The organism is Chloroflexota bacterium (assembly GCA_020850535.1).
Lineage (GTDB): Bacteria > Chloroflexota > UBA6077 > UBA6077 > JACCZL01 > JADZEM01.
Window position 1 is genome coordinate 38,957 of the sequence record JADZEM010000031.1, and the last position, 23,904, is coordinate 62,860.

At 69.8% G+C, this 23,904-nt stretch carries 16 protein-coding genes; 9 read left to right on the forward strand and 7 right to left on the reverse strand.

Annotated elements, in window-relative coordinates:
- Positions 1-66 precede the first annotated feature (66 nt).
- Together nifJ and IT306_05670 are read right to left on the reverse strand one after the other, a co-directional pair.
- On the reverse strand, positions 67-3,606 hold the full coding sequence (gene nifJ / locus IT306_05665; GenBank protein MCC7367886.1) for a pyruvate:ferredoxin (flavodoxin) oxidoreductase: 3,540 nt from the start codon (positions 3,604-3,606) through the stop codon (positions 67-69).
- Positions 3,607-4,312: 706 nt separating this feature from the next.
- Positions 4,313-5,761, reverse strand: a complete 1,449-nt coding sequence (locus IT306_05670) for a universal stress protein (protein ID MCC7367887.1) — start codon at positions 5,759-5,761, stop codon at positions 4,313-4,315.
- Between the two features lie 352 nt (positions 5,762-6,113).
- On the opposite strand from IT306_05670, the gene IT306_05675 reads away from it, so the two are divergent.
- Positions 6,114-8,570: an AAA family ATPase gene (locus tag IT306_05675; GenBank protein ID MCC7367888.1), complete on the forward strand. Its 2,457-nt coding sequence runs from the start codon at positions 6,114-6,116 to the stop codon at positions 8,568-8,570.
- Here the strand turns inward: IT306_05675 and IT306_05680 are convergent.
- The 3 genes from IT306_05680 to IT306_05690 form a co-directional block, all read right to left on the reverse strand.
- Positions 8,554-8,859 carry an EscU/YscU/HrcU family type III secretion system export apparatus switch protein gene (locus tag IT306_05680; GenBank protein MCC7367889.1) on the reverse strand — a complete coding sequence of 102 codons (306 nt, stop codon included), beginning with the start codon at positions 8,857-8,859 and terminating at the stop codon, positions 8,554-8,556. The genes IT306_05675 and IT306_05680 overlap by 17 nt on opposite strands.
- Positions 8,860-9,050: 191 nt before the next feature.
- The gene (locus IT306_05685) at positions 9,051-11,207 is read right to left on the reverse strand and encodes a flagellar hook-length control protein FliK (GenBank protein MCC7367890.1); all 2,157 of its coding nucleotides are present in this window, start codon (positions 11,205-11,207) and stop codon (positions 9,051-9,053) included.
- Positions 11,208-11,609: 402 nt separating this feature from the next.
- A complete protein-coding gene (locus IT306_05690; protein ID MCC7367891.1) occupies positions 11,610-12,710 on the reverse strand; it encodes a mandelate racemase in 1,101 nt (366 codons plus the stop codon).
- A gap of 676 nt (positions 12,711-13,386) precedes the next feature.
- Between IT306_05690 and IT306_05695 the strand changes: the two genes are divergently transcribed.
- From IT306_05695 to IT306_05705, 3 genes are all read left to right on the forward strand, one after another.
- Positions 13,387-15,273 (forward strand): ABC transporter substrate-binding protein, encoded by a 1,887-nt coding sequence (locus IT306_05695; GenBank protein ID MCC7367892.1) that lies wholly within the window; start codon positions 13,387-13,389, stop codon positions 15,271-15,273.
- A 184-nt stretch (positions 15,274-15,457) separates the two neighbouring features.
- Complete coding sequence (locus tag IT306_05700; protein MCC7367893.1) at positions 15,458-16,438, forward strand: ABC transporter permease; 981 nt, start codon at positions 15,458-15,460, stop codon at positions 16,436-16,438.
- Positions 16,439-17,269: an ABC transporter permease gene (locus IT306_05705; GenBank protein MCC7367894.1), complete on the forward strand. Its 831-nt coding sequence runs from the start codon at positions 16,439-16,441 to the stop codon at positions 17,267-17,269.
- Between the two features lie 68 nt (positions 17,270-17,337).
- On the opposite strand, the gene IT306_05710 is transcribed toward IT306_05705, so the two are convergent.
- Both IT306_05710 and IT306_05715 read right to left on the reverse strand, forming a co-directional pair.
- On the reverse strand, positions 17,338-17,511 hold the full coding sequence (locus tag IT306_05710) for a hypothetical protein (protein MCC7367895.1): 174 nt from the start codon (positions 17,509-17,511) through the stop codon (positions 17,338-17,340).
- A gap of 144 nt (positions 17,512-17,655) precedes the next feature.
- On the reverse strand, positions 17,656-19,011 hold the full coding sequence (locus IT306_05715; GenBank protein ID MCC7367896.1) for an MFS transporter: 1,356 nt from the start codon (positions 19,009-19,011) through the stop codon (positions 17,656-17,658).
- Positions 19,012-19,100: 89 nt separating this feature from the next.
- On the opposite strand from IT306_05715, the gene IT306_05720 reads away from it, so the two are divergent.
- From IT306_05720 to IT306_05740, 5 genes are all read left to right on the forward strand, one after another.
- Positions 19,101-19,826, forward strand: coding sequence for a haloacid dehalogenase type II (locus tag IT306_05720; GenBank protein ID MCC7367897.1), 726 nt, complete (start codon positions 19,101-19,103; stop codon positions 19,824-19,826).
- A 134-nt stretch (positions 19,827-19,960) separates the two neighbouring features.
- Positions 19,961-20,557 (forward strand): lipase, encoded by a 597-nt coding sequence (locus IT306_05725; GenBank protein ID MCC7367898.1) that lies wholly within the window; start codon positions 19,961-19,963, stop codon positions 20,555-20,557.
- A 451-nt stretch (positions 20,558-21,008) separates the two neighbouring features.
- Positions 21,009-21,518, forward strand: a complete 510-nt coding sequence (locus tag IT306_05730; protein ID MCC7367899.1) for a methylated-DNA--[protein]-cysteine S-methyltransferase — start codon at positions 21,009-21,011, stop codon at positions 21,516-21,518.
- Between the two features lie 112 nt (positions 21,519-21,630).
- Complete coding sequence (locus IT306_05735) at positions 21,631-23,025, forward strand: glycerate kinase (GenBank protein ID MCC7367900.1); 1,395 nt, start codon at positions 21,631-21,633, stop codon at positions 23,023-23,025.
- Positions 23,026-23,035: 10 nt separating this feature from the next.
- On the forward strand, positions 23,036-23,539 hold the full coding sequence (locus IT306_05740; GenBank protein MCC7367901.1) for an adenylyltransferase/cytidyltransferase family protein: 504 nt from the start codon (positions 23,036-23,038) through the stop codon (positions 23,537-23,539).
- Positions 23,540-23,904: the final 365 nt, after the last annotated feature.

Sequence of the window (23,904 nt, forward strand, 5' to 3'; positions counted from 1 at the left end):
GGCGAGCCACTCGATCCGTCTCCCCTCTCCCGCGTGCGGGAGAGGGGCGGGGTGAGGGACCTTCCGCTAGTCCTGTTCGAGCAGCTGGATGTAGACCTTGCGGCGTGCCTTGACCGCCTGCTGCGCGTGGTCGAGCAGCTCGGCCGCGTGCTCCGGATCGGACTGGGCCAGCTGGCGGTAGCGACCCTCGCTGTAGAGGTAGTCCGAGAGCGGGCGCGTCGGCTCCTTCGAGTCGAGGCGCAGCGGGTGCTTCCCTTCGACGTGCAGGCGCGGGTCGTAGCGGTAGAGCGGCCAGTGGCCAGACTCGACGGCCAGCTTCTGGTGCTCCATGCCCTTGGCCATGTCGATGCCGTGGGCGATGCAGTGCGAGTAGGCGATGATCAGCGACGGTCCATCGTAGGCCTCGGCTTCGCGGATGGCGTTGAGCGTCTGAACGTCGCTTGCGCCCATCGCGATCTGCGCCACGTAGACGTTGCCGTAGGTCATGGCGATGAGACCGAGATCCTTCTTCGGGGTCGGCTTGCCGCCGGCCGCGAAGCGGGCCACTGCGCCGAGCGGGGTCGCCTTCGAGGCCTGACCGCCCGTATTCGAGTACACCTCCGTATCGAGTACCAGGATATTGACGTTGCGGCCGCTGGCCAGGACGTGATCCAGGCCACCGTAGCCGATGTCGTAGGCCCAGCCGTCGCCGCCGACGATCCACACGCTCTTGCGGACCAGCACGTCCGCCAGGCTGCCGAGGTCACGCGCGTACGGATTGTCGAGCAGGGCAAGCTGGCGCTTGAGCTTCTGCACGAGCCGCCGCTGCTCCTCGATGCCAGCCTCGTCGGTCTGGTCCGTCGCGAGCAGGCTGTCCACCAGCTCGTGTCCGACCTCGTCCCGCATGCGGGTGAGCAGCTCACGCGCAAACTGCTGCTGCTTGTCGAGCGTCAGCCGCATGCCCAGGCCGAACTCGGCGTTGTCCTCGAAGAGGGAGTTGCTCCAGGCCGGGCCGCGCCCGTCGCGGTTCACCGACCACGGCGTCGTCGGGAGGTTGCCGCCGTAGATACTCGAGCAGCCGGTGGCGTTGGCGATCATGGCGCGGTCGCCGAAGAGCTGGCTGACCAGCTTGAGGTACGGGGTCTCGCCGCAGCCGGCGCAGGCGCCCGAGAACTCGAACAGCGGCTCCAACAGCTGGACGTTCTTGACGTTCGACCAGGACAGGCCGTTCGCCTTCGGCAGGTCAGGCAGCGACTCGAAGAAGGCCCAGTTCCCCTGCTCGTCCACGCGGATCGGCTCGACAGCCGCCATGTTGATGGCTCGGTTCGAGGGGTTGCCCTTCTCCGCGGCCGGGCAGACCTCGACGCACAGGGTGCAGCCGGTGCAGTCGTCCGGGCTGACCTGCAGCGTGTACTGGTGGTTCGGCAGCTCGCGCCAGCGGGCCGAGGTGCTCTTGAAGCTGGCCGGTGCACCATCGAGCGCGGACGGCTGATAGACCTTGGAGCGGATCACGGCGTGCGGGCAGACCATCACGCACTTGCCGCACTGGATGCACAGGTCCGGCTGCCAGACCGGCACCTCGGTGGCGATGGCCCGCTTCTCCCAGCGCGTGGTGGCGCTCGGGTAGGTGCCATCGGCGGGCAGCGCGCTGACGGGGAGATGGTCGCCATCGCCGGCGATCATCCGCGCCGTGACGTTCCGCACGAACTCGGGGGCATCGGCCGGGACCGGCGCGACCTGCTCGACGGTGCTGGTCACCGCCGCCGGGACCGTCACCTCGTAGAGGTGAGCCAGGGCGCTGTCCACCGCCGCGAAGTTCTTGTCGACGACGGCCTGTCCACGCTTGCCGTAATTCTTCTTGATCGCCTTCTTGATCTGGGCGATGGCCTCGGCCTGCGGGAGCACGCCGCTGATCGCGAAGAAGCAGGTCTGCATGACGGTGTTCACACGGTTCGCCATGCCGGCCGCCCGCGCGACCTCGCCGCCGTCGATCACGTAGAACCGCAGCTTCCTGGCGATGATCGTCTCCTGGATCGGGCGCGGGAGCTGATCCCAGACCTCCTCCGGGCCGTACGGGCTGTTCAGCAGGAACGTTGCGCCCTCGTCAGCTTCCTTGAGCACGTCGTACCGTTCGAGGAAGTTGAACTGGTGGACGGCCACGAAGCTGGCCCGGCGGATCAGGTACGGCGCGTTGATCGGGTGCGGCCCGAAGCGCAGGTGCGAGGTCGTACGCGCGCCAGCCTTCTTCGAGTCGTAGACGAAGTAGCCCTGCGCGAAATTGTCGGTCTCCTCACCGATGATCTTGATGGAGCTCTTGTTCGCGCCGACGGTGCCGTCCGACCCGAGGCCCCAGAAGATCGCCTGGACGACTTCCTTGCCCTCGATCTCGAAATCCTCTTCGAAGGGCAGGCTGGTGTGCGTCACGTCGTCGTCGATGCCGATGGTGAAGTGGTTCTTCGGCTGCTGGCGGGCCAGATCCTCGAAGACGCCCTTGACCATGCCCGGCGTGAACTCCTTCGAGGAGAGGCCGTAGCGACCGCCGACGATCTTCGGCAGGCGGGCGAAGGGCGGGTTGTCGCCAGACATCGCCTCGGAGACGGCGGTCACGACATCCTGGTAGAGCGGCTCGCCGGCCGATCCTGGCTCCTTGGTGCGGTCGAGGACGGAGATCCGCCGCACGGTCTGCGGGATGACCCGAATCAGCGCCTCGGCGTCGAACGGGCGGTATAGCCGCACGATGACCACGCCAACCTTCTCACCCTGAGCCATCAAGACCTTGGCCGTCTCGACGGCCGTCTCCGCACCCGAACCCATCATCACGATGATACGCTCGGCGTCCGGCACCCCGACGTAGTCGAAGAGGCGATAGCTGCGGCGGGTGCGGGCGGCCAACTGGTACATCAGCCGCTGCACGATGCCCGGCGTCGCCAGGTAGTACGGGTTGACCGTCTCACGCGCCTGGAAATAGACGTCTGGGTTCTGCGCCGTCCCTCGGATGAACGGGCGATCCGGCGACAGCGCCCGCGCGCGGTGCGCAGCGATCAGCTCAGGGTCGAGCAGGGCGCGGATGTCGTCGTCGGTGAGCGGCTCGACCTTCTGGACCTCGTGCGAGGTGCGGAAGCCGTCGAAGACGTGGATGAACGGCACGCGCGCTTCCAGCGCCGCCGCCTGCGAGATCAGGGCGAAGTCGGCGGCCTCCTGCACGGAGGACGCGAACAGTTGCGCCCAGCCCGTCGAGCGGGCAGCCATCACATCCGAGTGGTCTCCGAAGATCGAGAGGCCCTGCGCCGCCAGCGACCGCGCCGCCACGTGGAAGACGGTGCTGGTCAGCTCGCCGGCGATCTTGAACATATTCGGGATCATCAGCAGGAGACCCTGGCTTGCCGTGAAGGTCGTTGCCAGGGCCCCGGTCTGCAGCGCCCCGTGGATGGACCCGGCGGCGCCGCCTTCCGACTGCATCTCCTGTACGAGCGGGATGGTGCCCCAGATGTTGGTGCGGCCCTCCGCTGCCCACTGGTCCGCCGATTCGCCCATCGCCGAGGATGGCGTGATCGGATAGATCGCCACGACTTCGTTCGCTCGGTACGCCACTGAGGCCGCCGCCTCGTTGCCATCAATGGCGACCATGCGTCGCGCCTGCGACGAGCGACCTAGGGGGGCGGGTGCTGCCTGCTCGCTGTGTGTGATCGTGCCCACGGTGTGCGCTCTCCAGTCCAGGCCCGGCACGAGTTCCTCGTGCCGTCTTTACCCTGATTGTCGTAGCGAAGGGCACGTCGGTCGGAGGGGCAAACGGCCCGACTCTTTCAGGACAAAACGGGAAGCGTCTGGTGAACTGCCGGCAATCCCCGACTCGATAAGGAGAGCACACCCGGCGACGGCATGCAGGCCTCTCGCTTGCTGCCAGAAATGCGTCGGCGGGCCTGCTCCAGGGCTGGCTCACCCGACGGCGGGACGCTTGTCCCCTGGGCGGCGGGACAACCATCCCATCCAGCCCCCTGATGGGCGAGGTACGATGCTAGTGCCAGGAGGAATGGCCCACCTGGCCGACAGTCCCAGAAGGAGGGACCATAGATGGAGAACAGGCGAGCGATTCACCTGCTCTACATGGTGATTCAGGTTGACAGCGTCGGCCGCCACCTCGGCGTGTAGGAACGGAGCGGTCAACCGGGCACAGAGCAGCCACACAAGCGTATGACGCCTCTACAGTGGCAGCCGCCCAGCTCTCGATGAGTGTGACACCAGCCCGATAACCGAGGCCGGCAGGGGCCTGAGCTAGAGAAGCACGGCGGGGAGGACGCGGAAGCGCACCCTCCCCGCCTTTCTTTGTGTGCCGTCAGCGGCCGGCCTGCGCCCCGGCCAGCTCGGCCGCCGTTGGCTCCAGCTCCTGCTGGTGGTGCTCCATGTCGGCGCTCTCCAGCTGAGCCAGCAGCGCCAGCAGGATGTCTGACCCCGTCACGATGCCCACCAGTTGCCCCTCACGGGTCACCGGCAGCCGGTGCAGGCTGCGCTCGCGGAGCATCGTCAGGGCGCTCGCCACGGACGCCGTCTCGGGGATCGTCGCCGCCGGGCTGGACATCACCGACCTGACCGTCTCGGTCCGCAGCAGCGCCAGGTAGTGCTCGGAGGTCGGCTGGCGGTCTTCGGCCAGCTCGGCCACCTTCCGCTCGTGCCAGCCCAGGATGTCCCGCTGTGACACCACGCCGGTCACCGCGCCGTTCGCGTCGAGGACCGGCGCGCCGCTCGCATGCCGCCGAACGAGCTTGCGAAGCGCCACCACCAGCGACTCGTCCTCCCGCAGCGCGAGCACGTCGCGCGTCATGATGTCGCCCACCCGCTGGCGGCCCATCACGCCGGACGCCGCCGCGCGCGCGCTCACTGCCAGCACCGGCCGATCCACGCTCCGCACGACTTCGTCGGCCACGCTGCCCAGCAGCCACCCGGTCATGCCGCCACGCCCGTGGGTAGACATCACGATGGCGTCCACGTTGGCCGTGGCCGCCGTCACCGCCAGGTGGTGCGCCACGGACCCCTTGCTCTCGCTGACGATCACCTGCGTTTCCACCGTCACATCGCGGGCGCGGACCGTGCCGGCGATGCGCTCCAGGTACTCCCGCGCCAGCGAGACGCGGTAGGCCGCCTTCTCGTTGTCGCGCACGCGGCCTACGCCGCCCTCGCCGAGCGATGGGTCTGGCCAGGGCGCAACGCGCACCAGCAGCAGCGTGCCGCCCGGCGCGACGATCTCCTGCGCGGCGGCAACCGCCCGCTCCGAGAGCGCCGAGCCATCGAGCGGCACGATGATCCGTGCGAACGACGGCGTCCGCCGCTGATCCGGCGGATCGGCGCGGACCAGGAAGACCGGCACCGTCGCGTGGGCCAGCAGCTGGTGCGCCACGCTGCCCAACACCAGCCGCTTGAGGCCACTGTGGCCGTGGCTGGCGATGACGACTGCTTCTGCGCCAAGCTGATCCACCAGGTCGAGCAGGGCCACGGCTGGCGTGCCTGACGCCACCGTCACCGTCGCCGCGACGCCGGCCGCTTCGAGCCGATGCTTCACGCCATCGAGGTACTCGCGAGCGGCCTCCCGCTCGATCTCCAGCACCTCCTCGTACACGTCGGTCGAGATGGCGCCGGCTCCCCAGGTGTCGGTGGCCAGTTGCGGGTATTCGACCACCCGCACCAGCACGATGCCGAGCGCCCGGTCCTGCGCCAGCTTGATCGCCCACGGCAGCGAGGCCTCGCTCGCCTCCGAACCATCGAGCGGCGCCAGCAACGTCTTCTGCACGATGCACCCCTTCCCGGCCCGGCGTCGATGCGTCCAGCGGATACGCTCACGAGGCCGACCGTGTCGAGCAGCGCAAAGCCGCGCCGCTGCTCCTCCACCCTCAGGATGGCGCGCCCGAGCACCCCCCGCGAGGGTGCTTCATCCCCTCCTCCAGGGGACGGCTGCACCGCGTCAGGGCGCCCGATCCCCCCACACCTCTGCAAGCGGCAGGACACCCGACCCCTCCGTCTGATGCCCTTCGACACGCCGAGCCGCCAGCCGCCGCACGGTACGTTGAAGGCGCCACCTCGGCGCGCGTCTGGACCGGTCACCGTGAGCGACGGTTCGGCTGCCGAGAAGGGAGACACGCACCATGTCTGCCGTCCACCACGGTGCACGCGCGCTGACTGCCGACGAAGCTCGCCGACGCTGCGATCCGGCCACCCTGGCGCTGCCCGACCTCGCGCCCGGCGATGCCGACCTCGCGCTGATCGGTCAGGAGCGCGCACTCAGCGCCCTCCAGCTTGGCATCGCCGTCCATGACGACGGCTTCAACGTCTTCGTGGCCGGACCGCCCGGCGTCGGCAAGATGACGGCAGTACGTCGCTTCCTCACCCGGGCCGCTCGCACGCGCCCCACGCCCGACGACTGGTGCTACGTCTACAACTTCGACGACCCGACCCGCCCACGCGCCCTTCGGTTACGGGGCGGTCAGGGGCGTACCCTCCGCGACGGCGTCCGCGCCTTGGTGACGGCCGCCCGCCGCGAGATCCCCCGTGCCTTCGAGAGCGAGGAGTACATCGCCGGCGTCGAGACCATCATGAACGAGATGAACCATCGGCGCGAAGAGCGGATGGTCGAGCTGGGCGCCCGGGCCAAGCGCCAGGGCTTCCAGTTGCGCGCCACGCCGATGGGCATCGCCCTGCAGCCGGTCGTCCGCAACCAGCCGCTCTCCGAGGAGGAGTTCGCGCAGTTGCCGGCCGAGGTCCGCGCCAGCATCGAACTGAGCCGCGCGGCCCTGAGCGTGGACGTGCGCGCCTTCATGAAGGAGATGCGGTCCGTCGAGCGCGAGTCGCGCGAGCGCCTGGAGGCCCAGGATCGCGACGTCGGCCTGCACGCCGTCGGCGGGCTGGTCGAAGACCTTGCCGACGATTATGTCGATCAGGCGGAGGTCAGCGCGTACCTGAGCCACGTCCGCGAGGGCATCCTGACGGACATCGCCCTCTTCCGCGCCAACCCGGCCCCTGGCCACCAGCACAGCCAGCCGGCAGCCACCGCCGATCCCTCCCAGCAGATCCAGGAGCGCGCCTTCCGCAAGTACGAGGTCAACGTGGTCGTGGACAACGGCGACACCGCCGGCGCGCCGGTGGTGGTCGAGTCCAACCCGACGTACCCGAACCTGATCGGCCGGATCGAGCGCGAGGCCGTCCTCGGCGCCCTCCTGACCGACCTGACCCTGATTCGTCCGGGGGCGCTCCACCGCGCCAATGGCGGCTACCTCGTGCTGCGCGCGGAGGACGTGCTGCGCGCGCCGCTCTGCTGGGCCGCGCTGGAGCGCTCTCTGCGCGAGAGCTGCGTCAGCATCGAGGAGGCCGGCGAGGCGCTGGGCCTCAGCAGCACGCGCGGTCTGCAGCCAGACCCGATCCCGCTCGACGTGAAGGTGCTGCTGATCGGCGATGCGACGACCTACGCCCTGCTCTACAACCTCGACCCGACCTTCCGGCAACTGTTCAAGGTCCGCGCCGACTTCGACACCGTGACCGCGCGTACTCCGGAGGCTGAGGGCCTGTTCGCGGCACTGGCGGCGCGGTGCTTCCAGCCGGACGGACTGAGGCCAGAGCCGGGCGCCCTCGCCGTGCTGGTCGAGGAGGCGTCACGACTGGCCGACGACCACCAGAAACTCGCCATCCACTACGACCGTCTCCTGGAGCTGATCCGCGAGGCCGAGCACTGGGCGGCGGTGGACGGCGCGCCAGCGGTCCGGGCGGCCGACGTGCAACGGGCCGTCGAGCAGCGGGTGTATCGCTCGGCGGCCGTGCAGGAGCGGCTCCGCGAGATGATCGTGCGGGGGGTGCTGCTGGTGCAGCCGACCGGCACGGCGGTCGGGCAGGTCAACGGGCTGGCCGTCATGGCCGTGGGCGATCTGCCGTTCGGGCAGCCCGCCCGTATCACGGCGACCATCGGCCTGGGCCACGAGGGGCTGCTGGACATCGAGCGGCAGGCGGAGCTGGGCGGCCCGATTCACACCAAGGGCGTCCTGATCCTCGGCGGCTACCTCGCGGACACCTACGCCCGCGAGAAGCCGCTGGCGCTGACCGCCCGGCTGGTGTTCGAGCAGAGCTACAGCGAGGTCGAGGGCGATTCAGCCTCGCTGGCCGAGCTGCTGGCGCTGCTCTCCCGCCTGTCCGATCTGCCGCTCAAGCAGAGCATCGCCGTGACCGGGTCGGTCAATCAGCGCGGCGAGGTGCAGGCGGTCGGCGGCGTGAACCAGAAGATCGAAGGGTTCTTCGACGTCTGCCGCGCCCTCGGCCTGACCGGCGAGCAGGGCGTCATCCTGCCGGCCTCGAACGCCGAGCACCTGATGCTGCGCCCGGACCTGGTGGAGGCGATGGCGGACGCCCGATTCCACATCTACACCGTTCGCCACGTCGACGAGGCCCTGGAGCTGCTGACCGACGAACGGGCCAGCGCCGTCCACAAGCGGGTGGACGAGCAGATCCGCAACCTCGCGGACGCGGCGCTCCACTTCGACACGCGGGGCAAGAGCCGCCGGCGCTCGCACACCAGCGCCAACGGCAAAGCTGGGACGCCGACTACTTCCGGCGGTTGACCCGGTCGTCCAGGCGGTAGACGTAGGCCAGCACCTCGGCCACGACGGTGTACAGCTCAGGAGGGATCACCACACCAACGTCGATCTGGCTCAGCACGGCGGCCAGCCGGGGGTCTTCGGTGACGGGGACGCCCGCCTCCTGCGCCCGCCGGATGATCTCCTCGGCCACCAGCCCCTGCCCGACTGCGGTGACAACGGGAGCCTCGTCGTTGGCAGGGTCGTAGGTCAGCGCGACAGCCGTGCGCGGCTGGCCCGGCTCGCGGGGGGGCAGCGTGCCGGGCGGCGGCATCGGGATCGCGCCGGAGGCCGAGCGGAGTGGGGCCGGCACACTGGCGGCAGGGCGGCCTGGAGCCGGTCCGCCGGCGGCTACCGCGCGAGCAGCGCCTGCCAGATCGGCGACGTGCTGCTGGTCGGCCCCGCCGCGCCGGCGCCCCGACGAGCCTGCGCCGCCCTGGTGGGTGCGCCCGCGTCCGCCCGCGCTCATGCGTGGACATCCACTTGATGCAGGCGCGGCGAGCCGGCGTTTCCGGCCACGCCCGTCTGCGAGGATGGGGCCGGCGGTGGCGGCTCGTGGGCTGCGTCCACGGTGGTGTGCCCGTAGCCCAGCCGCTTGAGCCGCCCGACCAATTCCGACGCGCTGGCGTTCAGCAGCGCCTCGGCGAACGGCGTGGCGGCCCCGAAGTGGCAGGCCACGCTGTGCTGTCCGACGGTCAGGTTGACGGCCAGATCGCCCAGCCCTGGCAGGTTGAGCCTGAGCTGCACCACGTCCGGACGGGCTGGCTCGCCGGGCTTCGTCGGGCGGGCGTCGCGCTCGCGGACGCGCATCTCCAGCGTGCTCAACTGCTGTCCCATCACCGTTGGGATGGTGACGGCGAAGAAGCGTGGCTCGGAGCGCTCGGCGGGAGCGGCCGGCGAGCCGTTGAGCAGCTGCTCGCCCTGAACCGTCGCCTGAACCCGCTGCAACGACGCCGAGAGGGAGGTTGCCAGGGCGCTCCGGCCCTCGCGCGCCTGGGGCGGCAGGGACTGGGCGAGCAAGTCGAGGCGGGCGCGCACATCCTGGCCCGGGGAGGTCAGCGCGGCGCGCGACGTCCCGTCCGGGGGTGGCGCGTCCAGGGCTGGCCGCGCGAGCTTCGCCTCGAGCGGCGTGCCCGTGCGGTCGAGCGACTGCTGGAGCCACCGCGCGATGCCCGCCGCGCCCTCCTCGAGCGGCACGCGCCAGTCGGCCAGCAGCTCGGCGGCCAGCACGCCGGCCTGGCTGCCGGACATCGGGCTGCGCGTGAGCTGCTGCATGGTGTCGAGCAGCTCGCCCCAGGCGGCGCTCGGCGCGAACTGCCCGGCCTGGAGCTGCCGGGCCACCGCGAGGCTGAGCGGCGTGATCGGCAGGCCGAGCCGCATCAGCGAGACGGCCGGGCCAACATCGCGCAGGGAGCCGCCGGCCGCCGCGACCTCACGGCGCAGGTTGCGGACGGTCCCCTCCTGCACGGTGACGCCCTGCGCCAGCAGCTCGCCCACCAGCACAGCGTTCATCTCGTCGGGATGGACTCCAAGGTTGACCAGCAGGCGTCCCAGGTCGGTGGGCGCGAGCGATGCCCGTGCCAGCGTCTGGCTGATCTCCGGCGTGTTCGTCGCCAGCAACTGCCCGAACGCCACCGCGCCGCCCACGCTCTGCGCCAGCCGGCCATAGGTCGGCATGGCCGATTTGGCGATGAGGCCCGTCGAAGCGGCGACGCCGGGGGCCGTGCGCTGCGAACCGGTTGCGCCGGACACCTCGGTGGCAGCATCGTTCGCAGCTTCCGGGTCCGCGACGGCTCCGGACGGCGACCACGCCTGTGGGCCGGTCGCGCCGGCAACGCCCGCCCGTCCGGGCCGGCCGTCGAGCTGGGTGAACATCAGGCTCGCGAGCGCTTCGGCACTGCCGGCCAGCGTCGGCAGCCCGAACGCACCGGGCATCCAGGGCGTTCCCGCCGATGGCCCACCGGGCGCAGCCGATCCTGGGAAGACGGAACCACCACCGTTCGGCTGGCCCAGCCCCGGCGCGAAGCCCGCCCGAGCAGGCTGTCCTGGCAGGAGGGTCTGCCCGGGCAGGCCCAGCCCAGGCTGGCCATTCGCGGCGGATGGCTGCCCGGCAGCGCTCGTCGGCTGGCCCGGCAGGCCCGTCGGAAGCTGCGAGCCGAACTCTGGCCGCCCGGACTGACCGCTCTGACCGTTCGACTGTCCGGAGCCCTGTTGACTGCCGGCCTGTCCCTGTCCGTCCGATCCTGGCTGCCCGCTGCGCCCGGCCACGGGCGCTATCGGCCCTTGCCGCGCGCCCGTCGCTGGCGCGGCCGTCCCGGCGGTCTGGCTGCCGCTGCTCTCGGCGCCGCGCGTCTGGCGTGCCCTGCCGAAGGTATCGTCCACCATCCGCAGCAGCATCTTGCCGGAGGCGCTCTCTTCGACCATCAGGTTGACCTGCTGCCCGACGGTCAGCGGCACCCTGCTCGACGCGTTGAAGGTGTGCTCGCCCCACTGCAAGCGCACTTGATCGCCGTCGACCCGCGAGACGCGCGCCTGCACCAGCTGCCCGGCCGTCAGCGTGCCGAACCCGAGGGCCGGCAGGCGGCCGGCGATGGTCGACGTGACCGGGGCGACGGGCTCCATGAGGGCGGCTCCTCCTGGGATGGGGTGGGCGTGGGCACAGCTTCGGATACGCCGGGCAGCGCGTCGGTGCTACTAGGACTATCGGCGGTTGCGGGGTAGCCGTCGAGCCTCAGGTGAGCGGTTCCCGGCGTCCATGCGGGCCACCGCGTGCGCGGAACAGATGCAGACAGGCTGGCATCGGCCTCGGTGAGCGATCGAACATCCGTCAGCTAGTCAGAAGTCGCGGCGGCCTGCTCCGTCCTGGATACAGCCGTCCCGAACAACGTCAGGAACGTCCGGAACGGCCGGAAAGAGACGGCCACCCCCGACGAAACGTCGGAGACGGCCGAATTCGATGTGGAACCGTACCGGGGGCGGCGAAGATCGCCGCGCTCCCAGAAGCGTCAGCGCTCCCAGAGGCGTCTAGCGCACGACCCGCGTCTGGTTGCGCCGGATCAGCTCCCAGTCGATCTGGTAGCCCAGGCCGGGCGCGGTCGGCGCGTGCACGAACCCCTGGGCATCGACCTCGATCTCCTGCACGAGGCCATGCTTCTGGGCCGAATCCGGCAGCAGCACCTCGAAGTACTCGCAGTTGGGGACGGCCATCGTCAGGTGCAGGTTCGCCACGTTGTTCAGCGAGTTGCCGCCGTGATGGATCTCGCATTTCATGCGAAACGCCTCGGCCAGGTGGCAGATCTTGATCATCGGCGTGAGGCCACCCTTGACCGCCACGTCGCCGCGCAGCATATCGGTGGCCTGCTGGGTGATCCAGGACGTGTAGCCGTAGAGGCCGCCCGGCGAGTGCTCGGTCGCCAGGATCGGAATGTCGAGCTTCGCCTTCAGCTTGACGTAGTTGTACAGATCGTCTTCGGGCAGCGGGTCTTCGTACCAGTAGTAGCCCATCTCCTGGATCGCCAGCCCGACGCGCAGGGCGTCCTCGTAGCTGTAGCTCCAGGTCGAGTCGAGCATCAGCACCATCGTGTCGCCGACGGCCCGCTTGACCGCCTCGCAGACGGCGATGTCCAGCTTCGGGATGCGGGGCGGGTGGATTTTGTACGCCTGCCAGCCGCGCTCGCGGAAGCTCAGCGCCTCCTGAGCGTACTCCTCGGGCGTCTCCATGACAGCGGACGAGGCGTAGGCGGGCGCCTTGTCGCGGTAGGTGCCGATGAGCCGGTGGATCGGCAGGCCGGCCACCTTCCCGGCGATGTCCCAGAGCGCCACGTCGATGCAGCAGATCGAGCGCATCGAGACCTGGCGATTGCGCGCCCACATCGCCTGCCAGATCGCCCCGATGTCGAGCGGATCGCGGCCCATCACCAGCGGCTTGAGCCGCCCGATGACCTCGTGCAGGCTCTCGTTGGCGCCCGAGCTTGACGCCCCGAGGAAGCTGTGTCCCTCAATGCCCTCGTCGGTCGAGATCGTGACAACGCCGACCTCGACGATGCCGCCGGCCTTCGTGCCGCCGTAGCTGACGGGCGGCACGTCCCAGTTGTGGAGCGTGACAGACAGGTCGGTGATCTTCATCGGTCGCCTCCCAGCCGAGATGATGGCCGGCCCGGGAGAGCATGTCAAACGGTCACGAGCGGGGGTACTGGGTTTCGGGTTCTGGGTTTCAAGGGGCGTGGGGCGTGGGGCGTGGGGCGTGGGGCGTGGGGCGTGGGGCGTGGGGCGTGGGGCGTGGGGCGTGGGAGTATGCCTTCTGATGCGCGTCATTGCCTTGCAGCAAGCACGCAACACCCAATTGTCATCCTGAGCGCAGCGAAGGATCTCACCCGCTGACGCGGTCGTTGACAGCACGCACACCGCCATGACGCTCATAGAAGCGGGGGCCTCACCTACTGACGCGAGCGTTGACGGTCAGCGGGTGAGATCCTTCACGTCGCTCGCAAGCTCGCTCGTTCAGGATGACAGCACCGCTGCCCGTCAGGATGACAGCACCGCTGCTCGTTCAGGATGACAGCACCGCTGCTCGTTCAGGATGACAGCGCCTCTGTCTGTCAAGAAGACCGACGCGTTGCTGTCCACTGATAACTGACCACTGGCAACTCATCACCGACCGCTGACCACTCGTCGTGTACACTTCGCCCCGTCGCGAGGCGCGCATGCCGCCGAACGGTGGCCGCGTTTGCTGCTCGCGTGGGTACGGCCCCTGCGTCACGTCGAAGAGGACGGAGTCGGCGGGCGTTGCGGAGGTATCACTATGGTCAGTTCCCCAGGCGTGGGGCCACGAAATCGGATGCGGCAGGGGCGGCGGCTCACGTCGGCGAGCCTGCTGGTCAGTGTCCTGATGGTCATGGGGCTGCTGCTGGCAGCCTGCGGCCAGGCAGCGCCGGCGGCGCCCGCCGCCGCCCCGAAGGCCTCCGAGGCCACCAAGCCGGCCGCGCCGGCGGCATCACCAGCCGCGCCTGCTGCCGCGTCACCGGCCGCGGCGTCATCGCCGGCGGCCGCGGCGGCCTCACCAGCGGCCGGAGCTTCGCCAGCCGCCGCACCGGCGGCCTCCCCGGCCGCCAGCCCGGCGGCCAAGCCGGCCGGCGCTGGCGCGCCCTCCGGCAGCGTCGTCACCGGGCCATCGGCTCCGCCGCCGGTCGTTGCGACGGCCGGCAAGCCGGGCGGCACGGCCATCGTCGCCATCGACGCCGATCCCGAGACCCTGAACCTCGGCATCACGACCGGCTACGCGGCCGGCGATGTCGGCTCGAAGATCTTCGAGGGCCTCGTCTGGACGGACCACAACTTCAACGCCCAGCCGGCCCTGGCGGCCTCCTGGACGGTCTCGGCGGACGGCAAGGAGTACACCTTCAAGCTGCGGCCGAACGTCAAGTGGCACGACGGCAAGCCGTTCACCAGCGCCGACGTGAAGTTCAGCTTTGAGGAGATTCTGGCGAAGCTGCACCCGCGCGCCCAGACCACCCTCAAGCGGCTCCAGAGCATCGAAACGCCCGATCCGCTGACGGTCACCATCAAGCTTTCCGAGGCGTACGCGCCGTTCCTGCTCCAGCAGACGGCCTTCGACTCGCCGATCCTCCCCAAGCACGTCTACGAAGGCTCGGACCCGAAGGCGAACCCGGCCAACCAGTCACCAATCGGCACCGGCCCCTTCAAGTTCGCGGAGTGGAACCGGGGATCGAGCCTGAAGGTCGTCCGGAACACCGACTACTGGGACGCCCCGAAGCCGTACCTGGACGCCCTGGTCTTCCAGATCGTGCCGCAGGGCGCGAACCGCTCGGCGGGCCTGGAGACGGGCGAGATCGACTTTGTCGTGGACTTTTACCTGCCGAAGGCCGACGTTGGCCGCCTGAGCACCAATCAGCAACTGATCGGCAAGCGCGGGCAGGGCACCGGCGCCATCGACTTCATGATGATGAACCAGGGCAACCCGGTCCTCGCCAGGAAGGAGGTCCGGCAGGCCCTGGCGTTCGCCATCAACCGCGAGACCCAGGTGCAGCAGGCGATGGGCGGCCTCGGGCGTCCGGGCTTCGGGCCGCTGGGCGACGCCTTCAAGTGGCTGGTCAACGACGACGCGAGCTACGCCCGCAAGTACCCGCTCGACGTGGAGAAGGCGAAGGCCCTGCTGACCCAGGCGGGCGTCGCGCCGAACACGACGCTCCGGCTGGTACACGACGCGGCGCGCCCGAACTTCGTCGCCGGCGCGCAGATCATCCGCGACAACCTGCGCCAGGTCGGCATCACGGTCGAGATCCAGCCGCTCGAGCGCTCCGTGATGATCCAGAAGGTCTTCGCCGAGCGCGACTACGACCTGACACTGCAGTCGTTCGTGTCGAGCGGCGATCCGTCGATTGGGTATCACCGGCTGTACCTGACGAACGAGACGAAGGCCCAGTTCGTCAACGCCACGGGCTATTCGAACGCCAAGGTGGACGAGCTGCTGAACAAGGCGGCGGTTACGCCGGGGCAGGCTGACCGCGCGGCGCTCTACAAGGAGGCGCAGGCCATCCTGTCCGACGAGGTGCCCTCGCTGGTGCTCTACGACGAGGAAGGCATCGACTTCGCGTCGAAGAAGCTGAACAACGTCTGGCTCGGCGTCGACTCGCGCGACCGCTGGGGCGAGGTCTGGCTGACGCCGTAAGGCGACGGATCGTATTCATCCTCAACCCACGACTACCCGTTGTCATCCTGAGTGGAGCGAGCGTGCGAGCGGAACGAAGGTCCTCTTGCGCTGTAGCCCCTCACCCCCCGCCCCGCTGCGCGGCGCAGCCGACATTCGCGCTGCGCAGCGGGGCGGGGGGTGAGGGGCTACACGGGCGGCCAGCATGAAGTCCGGCGGCCTGGCGCGCTTCACCCTTCAGCGGCTCCTGCAGGCCGTGCCGCTGCTGCTCGGCGTGGTCGTCATCAACTTCACGCTGATCCAGCTGGCCCCCGGTGATCCCGCCACCATCCTGATCGGCGACTACCCCGCCCCGCCCGAGTACGTCGAGCAGGTCCGCCGCGAGTTCGGGCTGGATCAGCCGATCCCGATCCGGCTGGTCCGCTATCTCGGGCAGGTGCTCCAGGGCAACCTCGGCTACTCGTTCGCCAACCGCCAGCCCGTGACCGAGCTGATCGGCGCGCGGCTCGGCGCGACACTCCAACTGACCGTCACCTCACTCTGCCTTGCCAGCATCGTCGGTGTGCTGCTGGGACTGATGGCCGCCCGCAAGCGCGGCACGGCGGCCGATGTCGGCAGCCAGGCGATCTCCCTGTTCGGCTACTCGATCCCCGAGTTCTGGCTGGGCCAGTTGCTGATCGTGATCTTCGCCGTCAGCCTTGGCTGGCTGCCCTCGCAGGGGAACCGCTCGCTGCGCGCGCCGGCCGAGGGCTGGGGCGCGTTCACGGACGGGCTGCGCTACCTGCTGCTGCCGGCGCTGGCGCTCTCGTTCCGCTACCTGGCTATCGTCTCGCGGATGACGCGCGCCAGCTTGCTGGAGGTGCTCGGCTCGGACTTCATCCTGGCGGCGCGCTCGCGCGGGGCCAGCGAGCGCACGGTGATGTTCGTCCACGCGTTGCGGAACGCCGCCGCGCCGATCGTCACCGTGATCGGCTACAACGTCGGCTTCGTGCTGGCCGGCTCGGCGCTCATCGAGACGGTCTTCGGCTGGCCGGGCATCGGCCGCCTGCTGTTCGACTCGATCTCCAAGCGAGACTACCCGGTCTTGATGGCGATCCTGCTGCTGATCTCGATGACGGTCGTGGTGGTCAACCTGATCACCGACCTGCTGTACGCCGCCATCGACCCACGCGTGCGGTACCAGTAAATGGACTTCTGGTACCGCTTCAGCCGGTCCCCGCAGGCCGTCGTCTCGGCAGTCTTTGTCGTCGTGGTGCTGGCGATGGCCGTGGGCGCGCCGCTGGTGGCGGGCGCCGATCCGCAGGCCGGCAGCGCCAACGCCCTCAAGCCGCCGCTGACGCCCGGCGCGGTCCTCGGCACCGATCACCTGGGCAGGGACATCTGGGCGCAGCTGGTCTACGGCGCACGGGTCTCGCTGGCCGTCGGCGGGCTGGCCGCTGCCAGCGCCCTGGCAATCGGCGTGGTGGTCGGCGCGCTGGCCGGCTTCTTCGGGGGCGTCGTGGACGCCACGCTCATGCGCATCTCCGAGCTGTTCCAGACGCTGCCGCGCTTCGTGCTGGCGCTCATCATCGTGGCGCTGTTCGGGGCCGGGCTGCTGAAGCTGATCGCCGTCATCGCCATCCTGAGCTGGCCACAGACCGCTCGGGTGGTCCGCGCCAGCTTTCTGTCGCTGCGCGAAGCGCCGTTCGTGGACGCCGCGCGGGTGGGCGGCATGGGCTCGGGCGCGATCATCGTGCGCGAGGCGCTGCCGAACGTCATGGCCCCCATCGTGGTGACCGGCTCGCTGGACGTGGCAGCGGCGATCCTGCTGGAAGCCGGCCTCGGCTTCTTCGGCCTGGGCGACCCGAACCTCGTCTCCTGGGGCGGGATGCTCAATCAGGCTCAGCAGTACCTGCGGCAAGCGTGGTGGATGTCGTTGTTCCCGGGGCTGGCGATCTCGCTGGTGGTGCTGGCGTTCAACATCATCGGCGATGGCCTGAACGACGCCCTCAACCCACGCCTCCGCGAGGCCGGCTGAGCAGCGTCGTCCCGGGCAACGTCCAGCACGGGAGTCGCCACAGGGTCCGCGCGCGGTGTGAGCTGCTGCTACTCGCCCTCGCCGGTCTGCCCCTTGATGACGAACTTGACGCGCGACGCGCCGCAGCGCGGGCACTTGTAGGGCAGCGTTGGGCTCAGCACGACGTTCTGGCAGGTCAGGCACTGCCACTCTTTGTCGTCGGTGCCCGTGGGCGTCGGGAGAGAGCCAGTCTTGGCAGTCATGCGGTCGATCCTCAGCGGCCAGCAGCGCGGCAGGCGTGTGTTGGGAAGAGGATACCAGTCTGAGGGGTCGGAACGGGCCGCCCGGGGGCTGCGCGTCCGTGAAGGAGTGTCAGCCGCTGCGCACACCCCTCCACGGAGGGCCGCCTACGTCGCGCCGGCTGGCGCGTGGCCGTAGTGGCCCGGCTCGTGCTCGCGCAGCCGCGAGAGCATGATGACCGGTCCCAGCAGCACGGCGAGCGCCACGACGGCCAGCGCCGGCAGGCCCAGGTGCGCGGCAATCGGGCCGCCAGCCAGCGGCATCGCGATGGTGGATGCCTGGCTGATCGTGTCGCTGAAGCCGATGGCCCGGCCGCGCTCGGCCGGGGCCACCACCTCGGTGATCAGCGCCGACGAGGCCACGTTCACGCACGACCAGCCCAATCCGACCAGGAACGTCCCCGTGGTGATGACGATGTACTCAGGCGAGGTCGGGACCAGGATCGAGCCGACGGCCAGCAGGACGTTCCCGACCAGCATCAGGTTGCGCCGCCCGAAACGGTCGCTCAGGCGGCCTATCGGGATCGAGAACCCGAACATACCGATGACGTGCAGCGACACCGAGGCCGAGATCGACGTCAGGCTGTAGCCGTGATGGTCGAGCGCCAACGACGTCATCGCCATCATCATCGACATCACGCCGAGGGCGGCGAAGCTGTTCGCGAAGGCCGCTGCCAGCGGGAAGTTGCGGACCCAGACACGCGGCCCGCCGATGGAGACCGTGTGCGCCGCCTGGGTCGTCGGCGGGGCGTAGCCAGGGTAGTAGCGGGCCAGGTTCTGAGCGATGGTCTTCGGGTCGGGCCGCACCAGCAGCACGAGCAGCATGCTTGGCACGATGATGATCGGCAGCAGGAACCAGACGATGGCCAGCTCGTCCTGGTTCATCGACGCGCCGATGCTCTTGCTGGCCGCGATCAGCAGGGGCGCCGCAATCGCGCCGACCAGCGAGCCAGTCAGCACGTAGCCCAGCCCCTCGCCGCGCCTGGCCGGCACGAACATGTCAGCCGCCGCCAGCCGTAGCTGCTGGCCTGCGCCAACCCCCAGCCCGAACACGACCAGCCCGACGATCACCAGCCCGAACGACCACGCCAGGATGCCCGCACCGATAACGAGGGTGCCGAGCAGCGTGAGCGCCAGCCCGAGCATCAGGCCGGCCTTGCGGCCGTACCGGTCCGTCAGGAAGCCGACAGGGTAGGCGATCAGGAGCCGGCTGAGGCCCAGGATGCTGGAGCCGACGCCGGCGAGATCGGGTGACCCGAGCATCCGCACGGCGATGATCGGCGCGAGCGTCGGGGTGGTCTGGTTGCCCATGCCGACGAAGGCCTGGGTGAGCGCCAGCAGCACGGTGTTCCGCTTGATGAGTGGCGGAATGCTGAGGTGCTGCTGGCCCGGTTTGGCAGGGTCAGGGGAAGTCGAGGACGGAGGAGACGGCGGGGCGCCGGCCTCGTCGACGGTCGTGCTCATACGGCGAACTCCTGCCAGCGACTCTACCCGGTTGGAGACTGCCGGCACAATGGCCGGACGACGGTACAATCCCCCACCACGGAGGCGGCATGGCCCAGACCGACATCCGCGTCGCGACCTTTGACTGCTACGGCACGCTCGTCGATTGGGAGGGCGGGGCCGGCGGGTTCCTCTATCAGCTCGCGCTCAGGCAGGGCGATCCGCACCCGGGCAACGGCTCCGCCCTCCGCGAGCGCTGGGAAGCGCTCCAGTTCGGCCTGCTCCAGGGGCCGTATCGCCCGTACAAGCAGATTCTGGCCGAGAGCCTCAAGCTCTGGTCCGACGAGCGTGGCTACCCCTGGGACGACGCAGACGGTGACGGGCTGGTCCGCTCGATGCGCTCCTGGCAGCCGTTCCCGGACACCCGTCCGGCGCTGCTCCAGGCGAAGGCGCAGGGCGTCCGCCTTGTCATCATCTCCAACACCGACCATGACATCATCGAGCATACGCTGCGGCACCTGGATGTGCCGTTTGACGACGTGATCACCGCCCAGGACTGCGGCGCGTACAAGCCGGCGCAGACCGTCTTCGAGCAGGCCCTCGCCCGCGTCGGCGAGCCGCCCGAGACGGTCCTGCACGTGGCCTTCGGGTTCAAGTACGACATCGGGCCGGCCCAGGCGATGGGCTGTCGCACGGCGTGGGTCAACCGGTTCACCGAGGCGAAGCCCGGCCCGGCCACGCCCGACTACGAGTGGCGCGATCTCTGGGGGTTGGCCGAGCTGTTGGGCGGCCCCGGACCGGTGCCGCCGCACAACACGCCCGGCACAGTCCGCTGAGCAGCGCCACCCTCGCCGACCACGGACGGCAGCCCGGCGGACCACCGACTACTACCCACTGCCAGCCGATCACTGCCGTCTGACAACTGACCACTGAGAACTGACAATTCACGACATGCACCTCGGAGACCGCGTTGGCTGATCTACGCATCTGCTTTGTTGGCGACTCCTTCACCCAGGGCACCGGCGACGAGGCCTATCTCGGCTGGCCGGGCCGGATCTGCGCCTCGGCCAGGGCGCGCGGACACACCATCACGGCGTACAACCTCGGCATCCGCCGCGAGACGACTGCTGACATCCTGGCCCGCTGGCGCGCCGAGGTCACCCCGCGGCTCGTGCCCGGCGTTGACGGGCGCATCGTGCTCTCCTTCGGGGCCAACGACGCCACCATCGAGAACGGCCAGTGGCGCGTGCCCCCAGACCGGTCAGAGGCCAACGCACGACAGTTGATCTCGGAGGCGAAGGCAGGCTATCCCGTCCTGGTAGTCGGCGTGCCGCCAGCCCCCGAACCCGACAAAACGGCGCGACATGCCGAGCTGGCCGCCCGCTACGCGCGGGTCTGCCAGGCGCTGGACGTCCCGTTTCTCGACATTCTGGGTCCGATCCAGGCCGTCGAGGCGTGGTGGCGCGAGGTGGCGGCGGGTGATGGCATCCACCCGGCCGCTGGTGGGTACACAGCGCTGGCCGGGCTCGTCGAAGCGTGGCCGGCCTGGAGAGCGTGGACGCCATAGTCCCTCGCTGGTCGGTCAGCGCAGAGATGCAACCCCCAGCGCTGGAGCGCTGTTCAACCGTTGGAGATGCTGACGTCGTGAGAGGTGCGTTTCGGCATGCCTCACCCCCTGGCCCCCTCCGCTGCGCGGCGCGAACATCGGCTTCGCCGACATCATCTCGGCTGCGCCGCCTCTCCGTGTCGCCGACGTCCCGTTGCGCGGGAGCGGGGGCCAGAGGCAAGGCAATCGCATGTTGAGCGCATCGTGCAGCGTCGTCGGGGCTTGAAAGCCCCGCCTACCATCCTGCAGTCGCTTCGCGACGCCCCAGTCTCGCCTGTTGCTGCTGTTCCCTGTGTCCGTCGCGGAGGGACGGCGTGATTGTAGGCGGGGGTTTCACGCCCGACTGCGCATCTTGCGACGTTCTGGGAACACCAACGAACATGCGATTGCCCTAGGATCAGGGGGTGGAGGGATGCTTCTTCAGGCGCACACTATGCACACCCCCATCGGGCCGCTCGCGCTGCTGGCCCGGGACGGTGTCGTGCTGGCCGGCGGCTTCACGGACGATCTCGCGGCGCTCGTCAGCGGCCGGCTCCGAGCGACGCTGCGTGACGCGCGAATCGAGGAGACCGGCAGCCTGGGACCGATCTCCGAGGCGCTCGACGCCTACTTCGCGGGCGAGGTCGGCGCGCTGGCTCGGATTCCCGTGGCCTACACCGGCGCACCGTTCCAGCAGCGTGTCTGGGAAGCGCTTCGCGCCATCCCACCCGGCCAGCCGACGACCTACAAGGCCCTGGCGCTGCAGTTCGGAAACGCCAGGCTGGCGCGGGCCGTAGGTATGGGCTGCGCCACCAACCTGATCTCGCCGATCATCCCCTGCCACCGCGTGACCCACGGCACCGGCCACCTGGCCGGGTACGCGTGGTCGCTCGACCGCAAGCGCTGGCTGCTCGACCACGAGCGCCGCCACGCCGCTCGCTGACCGGGAACACGCAACCCTGCCGGCCTGAGCCGTCCACCGGGTACCATTGCGTGGGCCGAGCGCTCGTCGTGCGGGCGGCCATCATGCCCGAATCCCACTTCTGGTGACGCTGATGTCCGACCACTCGGCTTCCACCGCAACCCCGACCTTCTCCTTCGGCGAGCGGCTCCTGGCCGATCCCGCCACCAACGACCGTCGCGCCCTGGTGACGCGCGTCATGCAGGCCGCCCTGGCCGCCGTCGAGCCGGGCGAGGCCGTCCGTCGAGCGCTGCGCCGCGACGGCGACACGCTGACCGTTGGCGACCGCGCCTACGATCTCGCCGCCTATGACCGCATCGTCGTGGTCGGGGCCGGCAAGGCGAGCGCACCGATGGCCGCCGCCGCCGAGGAGGTGCTGGGCGACAGGGTCACGGATGGGCTGGTCGTCGTCAAGCACGGCCACACCCACGAGACGCGCACCGTGCTGCTGCGCGAGGCCTCCCACCCGATCCCCGACGAGTCCTGCGTCAACGGCACCGCCGAGCTGGTCCAACTGCTGGAGACGACCGGCCCCCGTGACCTCGTCGTGGTGGCGCTCTCGGGCGGCGGCTCGGCCCTGATGCTGCTGCCGGCCGAAGGCATCAGCCTGCCGGATATGCAGCAGACCACCGACCTGCTGCTGCGGGCTGGCGCAACCATCAACGAGCTGAACACTATCCGCAAGCACCTGGAGCGCGCCAAAGGCGGCGGTCTGGCGCGCCTCGCCGCGCCATCGGACGTGCTGGCGCTGGTGCTCTCGGATGTGGTCGGCAACCCGCTCGACGTGATCGCGTCCGGCCCGACCGTCCCCGACACCAGCACCTTCGAGGATTGCTGCGCGATCCTGGAGCGGTTCGGCGTCTTCGACAGGCTGCCCGCCAGCGTCCGCGCCCGCCTGCAGGATGGCCGCGACGGCAAGATCTCGGACACGCCGAAGCCCGGCGACCCGCTCTTCGACCGCGTACAGACGGTCGTCGTCGCCAGCAACGAGCTGGCCGCCGAGGCTGGCGTCCTCCAGGCCGAGTCAGAGGGCCTCTCGGCGCTGCTGCTGACCACCTACGTCGAAGGCGAGGCCCGCGAGGTCGCCAAGGTAGTGGCGGCGCTGGCCCGCGAGGAGACGGCCCGCAACCGGCCACTGGCCCGCCCGGCCTGCCTGATCCTCGGCGGCGAGACCACCGTCACGGTGCGCGGCAACGGCGTCGGCGGGCGCAACCAGGAGCTGGCGCTGGCCGCCGCCCAGAAAATCGTCGGGCTGGACAACGTCATCATCGCGGCGCTGGCGACGGACGGCAACGACGGCCCGAATGACGCCACCGGCGCGATAGCCGACGGTTCGACGGTGGCACGGGCGCGCGCGGCCGGCCTGAATCCGGATACCTATCTCGCCAACAATGACGCCTACAACTTCTTCGACGGCCTGGGCGACCTCCTGATCACCGGCCCGACCAATACCAACGTCAACGACTTGCTGTTCGTCTTCGTCTGGTAGGCCGAGCACGATGGCCGACCCGCCGCCGCGCGCCGCCGACAGGGTGTTGGAGCTGCCCGCGCTGCTGCGCGTCCTGGCGGCGCGCCGAGCCGATGGCGCACGCGTCGCGCTCACGAACGGCGCGTTCGACCTGATCCACGTCGGTCATCTGCGCTCGCTGGAGCAGGCCCGGGCGCACAGCGACGTGCTGGTCGTGGGTGTCAACTCGGATGCGTCGGTGCGGCGGTACAAGTCGCCAGACCGGCCCATCGTCCCGCAGGCGGACCGCGCCGAGCTGCTGGCCGGCTTCGCCTGTGTGGACTACGTCGTCATCTTCGACGAGGACACCGCCGAGCGGCTGCTCGAAGCGGTTCGCCCCGACGTCTACATCAAGGGCGCGGAGTACGCCAGCCGGCCGTTCCCGGAACGCGCCGTCGTGGAACGGTACGGCGGGCAGGTGGTGCTCGTGGAGTTGGAGGCCGGACGCTCGACCTCCGGCCTGATCGACGCGGTGGTGAAGCGCTACCAGCGCTAGCGGCTCGGCAGGCGCGAATCGCAGGGTCGCTCGGTGCCCATCGTCATCCCGACCCCATTCGGCAAGCGCAGGGCAAGCTACGCGAGGCACGAGCACACCCGTCCGTCATCCCGACCGCGGCGACATACGACCTCCCCTCCGTCATCCCGACCGCGGCGAGGAACGAGCCAGGGCGATTGCATGTTGATGTCGTCGTGCCGCCGCGTCGGGGCTTGAAAGCCCCGCCTACAGTCATTCAGTCGCTGCGCGACGGCCGCCGGGAACGGCAGGCACTGGTGCGACTGGAGCGTCGCGCAGCGACTGCAGGATGGTAGGCGGGGACTTCAGTCCCCGACCGCCCGTTCCATGATGCTTCGGGGACACCA

Coding starts and splice junctions, on each gene's coding strand:
- IT306_05705 (MCC7367894.1), top strand. CDS start 16,439: ATGGACTTCTGGTACCGCTTCAGCCGGTCCCCGCAGGCCGTCGTCTCG.
- IT306_05675 (MCC7367888.1), top strand. CDS start 6,114: ATGTCTGCCGTCCACCACGGTGCACGCGCGCTGACTGCCGACGAAGCT.
- IT306_05735 (MCC7367900.1), top strand. CDS start 21,631: ATGTCCGACCACTCGGCTTCCACCGCAACCCCGACCTTCTCCTTCGGC.
- IT306_05710 (MCC7367895.1), bottom strand. CDS start 17,511: ATGACTGCCAAGACTGGCTCTCTCCCGACGCCCACGGGCACCGACGAC.
- IT306_05680 (MCC7367889.1), bottom strand. CDS start 8,859: ATGCCGCCGCCCGGCACGCTGCCCCCCCGCGAGCCGGGCCAGCCGCGC.
- IT306_05730 (MCC7367899.1), top strand. CDS start 21,009: ATGCTTCTTCAGGCGCACACTATGCACACCCCCATCGGGCCGCTCGCG.
- IT306_05740 (MCC7367901.1), top strand. CDS start 23,036: ATGGCCGACCCGCCGCCGCGCGCCGCCGACAGGGTGTTGGAGCTGCCC.
- IT306_05700 (MCC7367893.1), top strand. CDS start 15,458: ATGAAGTCCGGCGGCCTGGCGCGCTTCACCCTTCAGCGGCTCCTGCAG.
- IT306_05685 (MCC7367890.1), bottom strand. CDS start 11,207: ATGGAGCCCGTCGCCCCGGTCACGTCGACCATCGCCGGCCGCCTGCCG.
- IT306_05690 (MCC7367891.1), bottom strand. CDS start 12,710: ATGAAGATCACCGACCTGTCTGTCACGCTCCACAACTGGGACGTGCCG.
- IT306_05695 (MCC7367892.1), top strand. CDS start 13,387: ATGGTCAGTTCCCCAGGCGTGGGGCCACGAAATCGGATGCGGCAGGGG.
- IT306_05715 (MCC7367896.1), bottom strand. CDS start 19,011: ATGAGCACGACCGTCGACGAGGCCGGCGCCCCGCCGTCTCCTCCGTCC.
- nifJ (MCC7367886.1), bottom strand. CDS start 3,606: ATGGTCGCCATTGATGGCAACGAGGCGGCGGCCTCAGTGGCGTACCGA.
- IT306_05720 (MCC7367897.1), top strand. CDS start 19,101: ATGGCCCAGACCGACATCCGCGTCGCGACCTTTGACTGCTACGGCACG.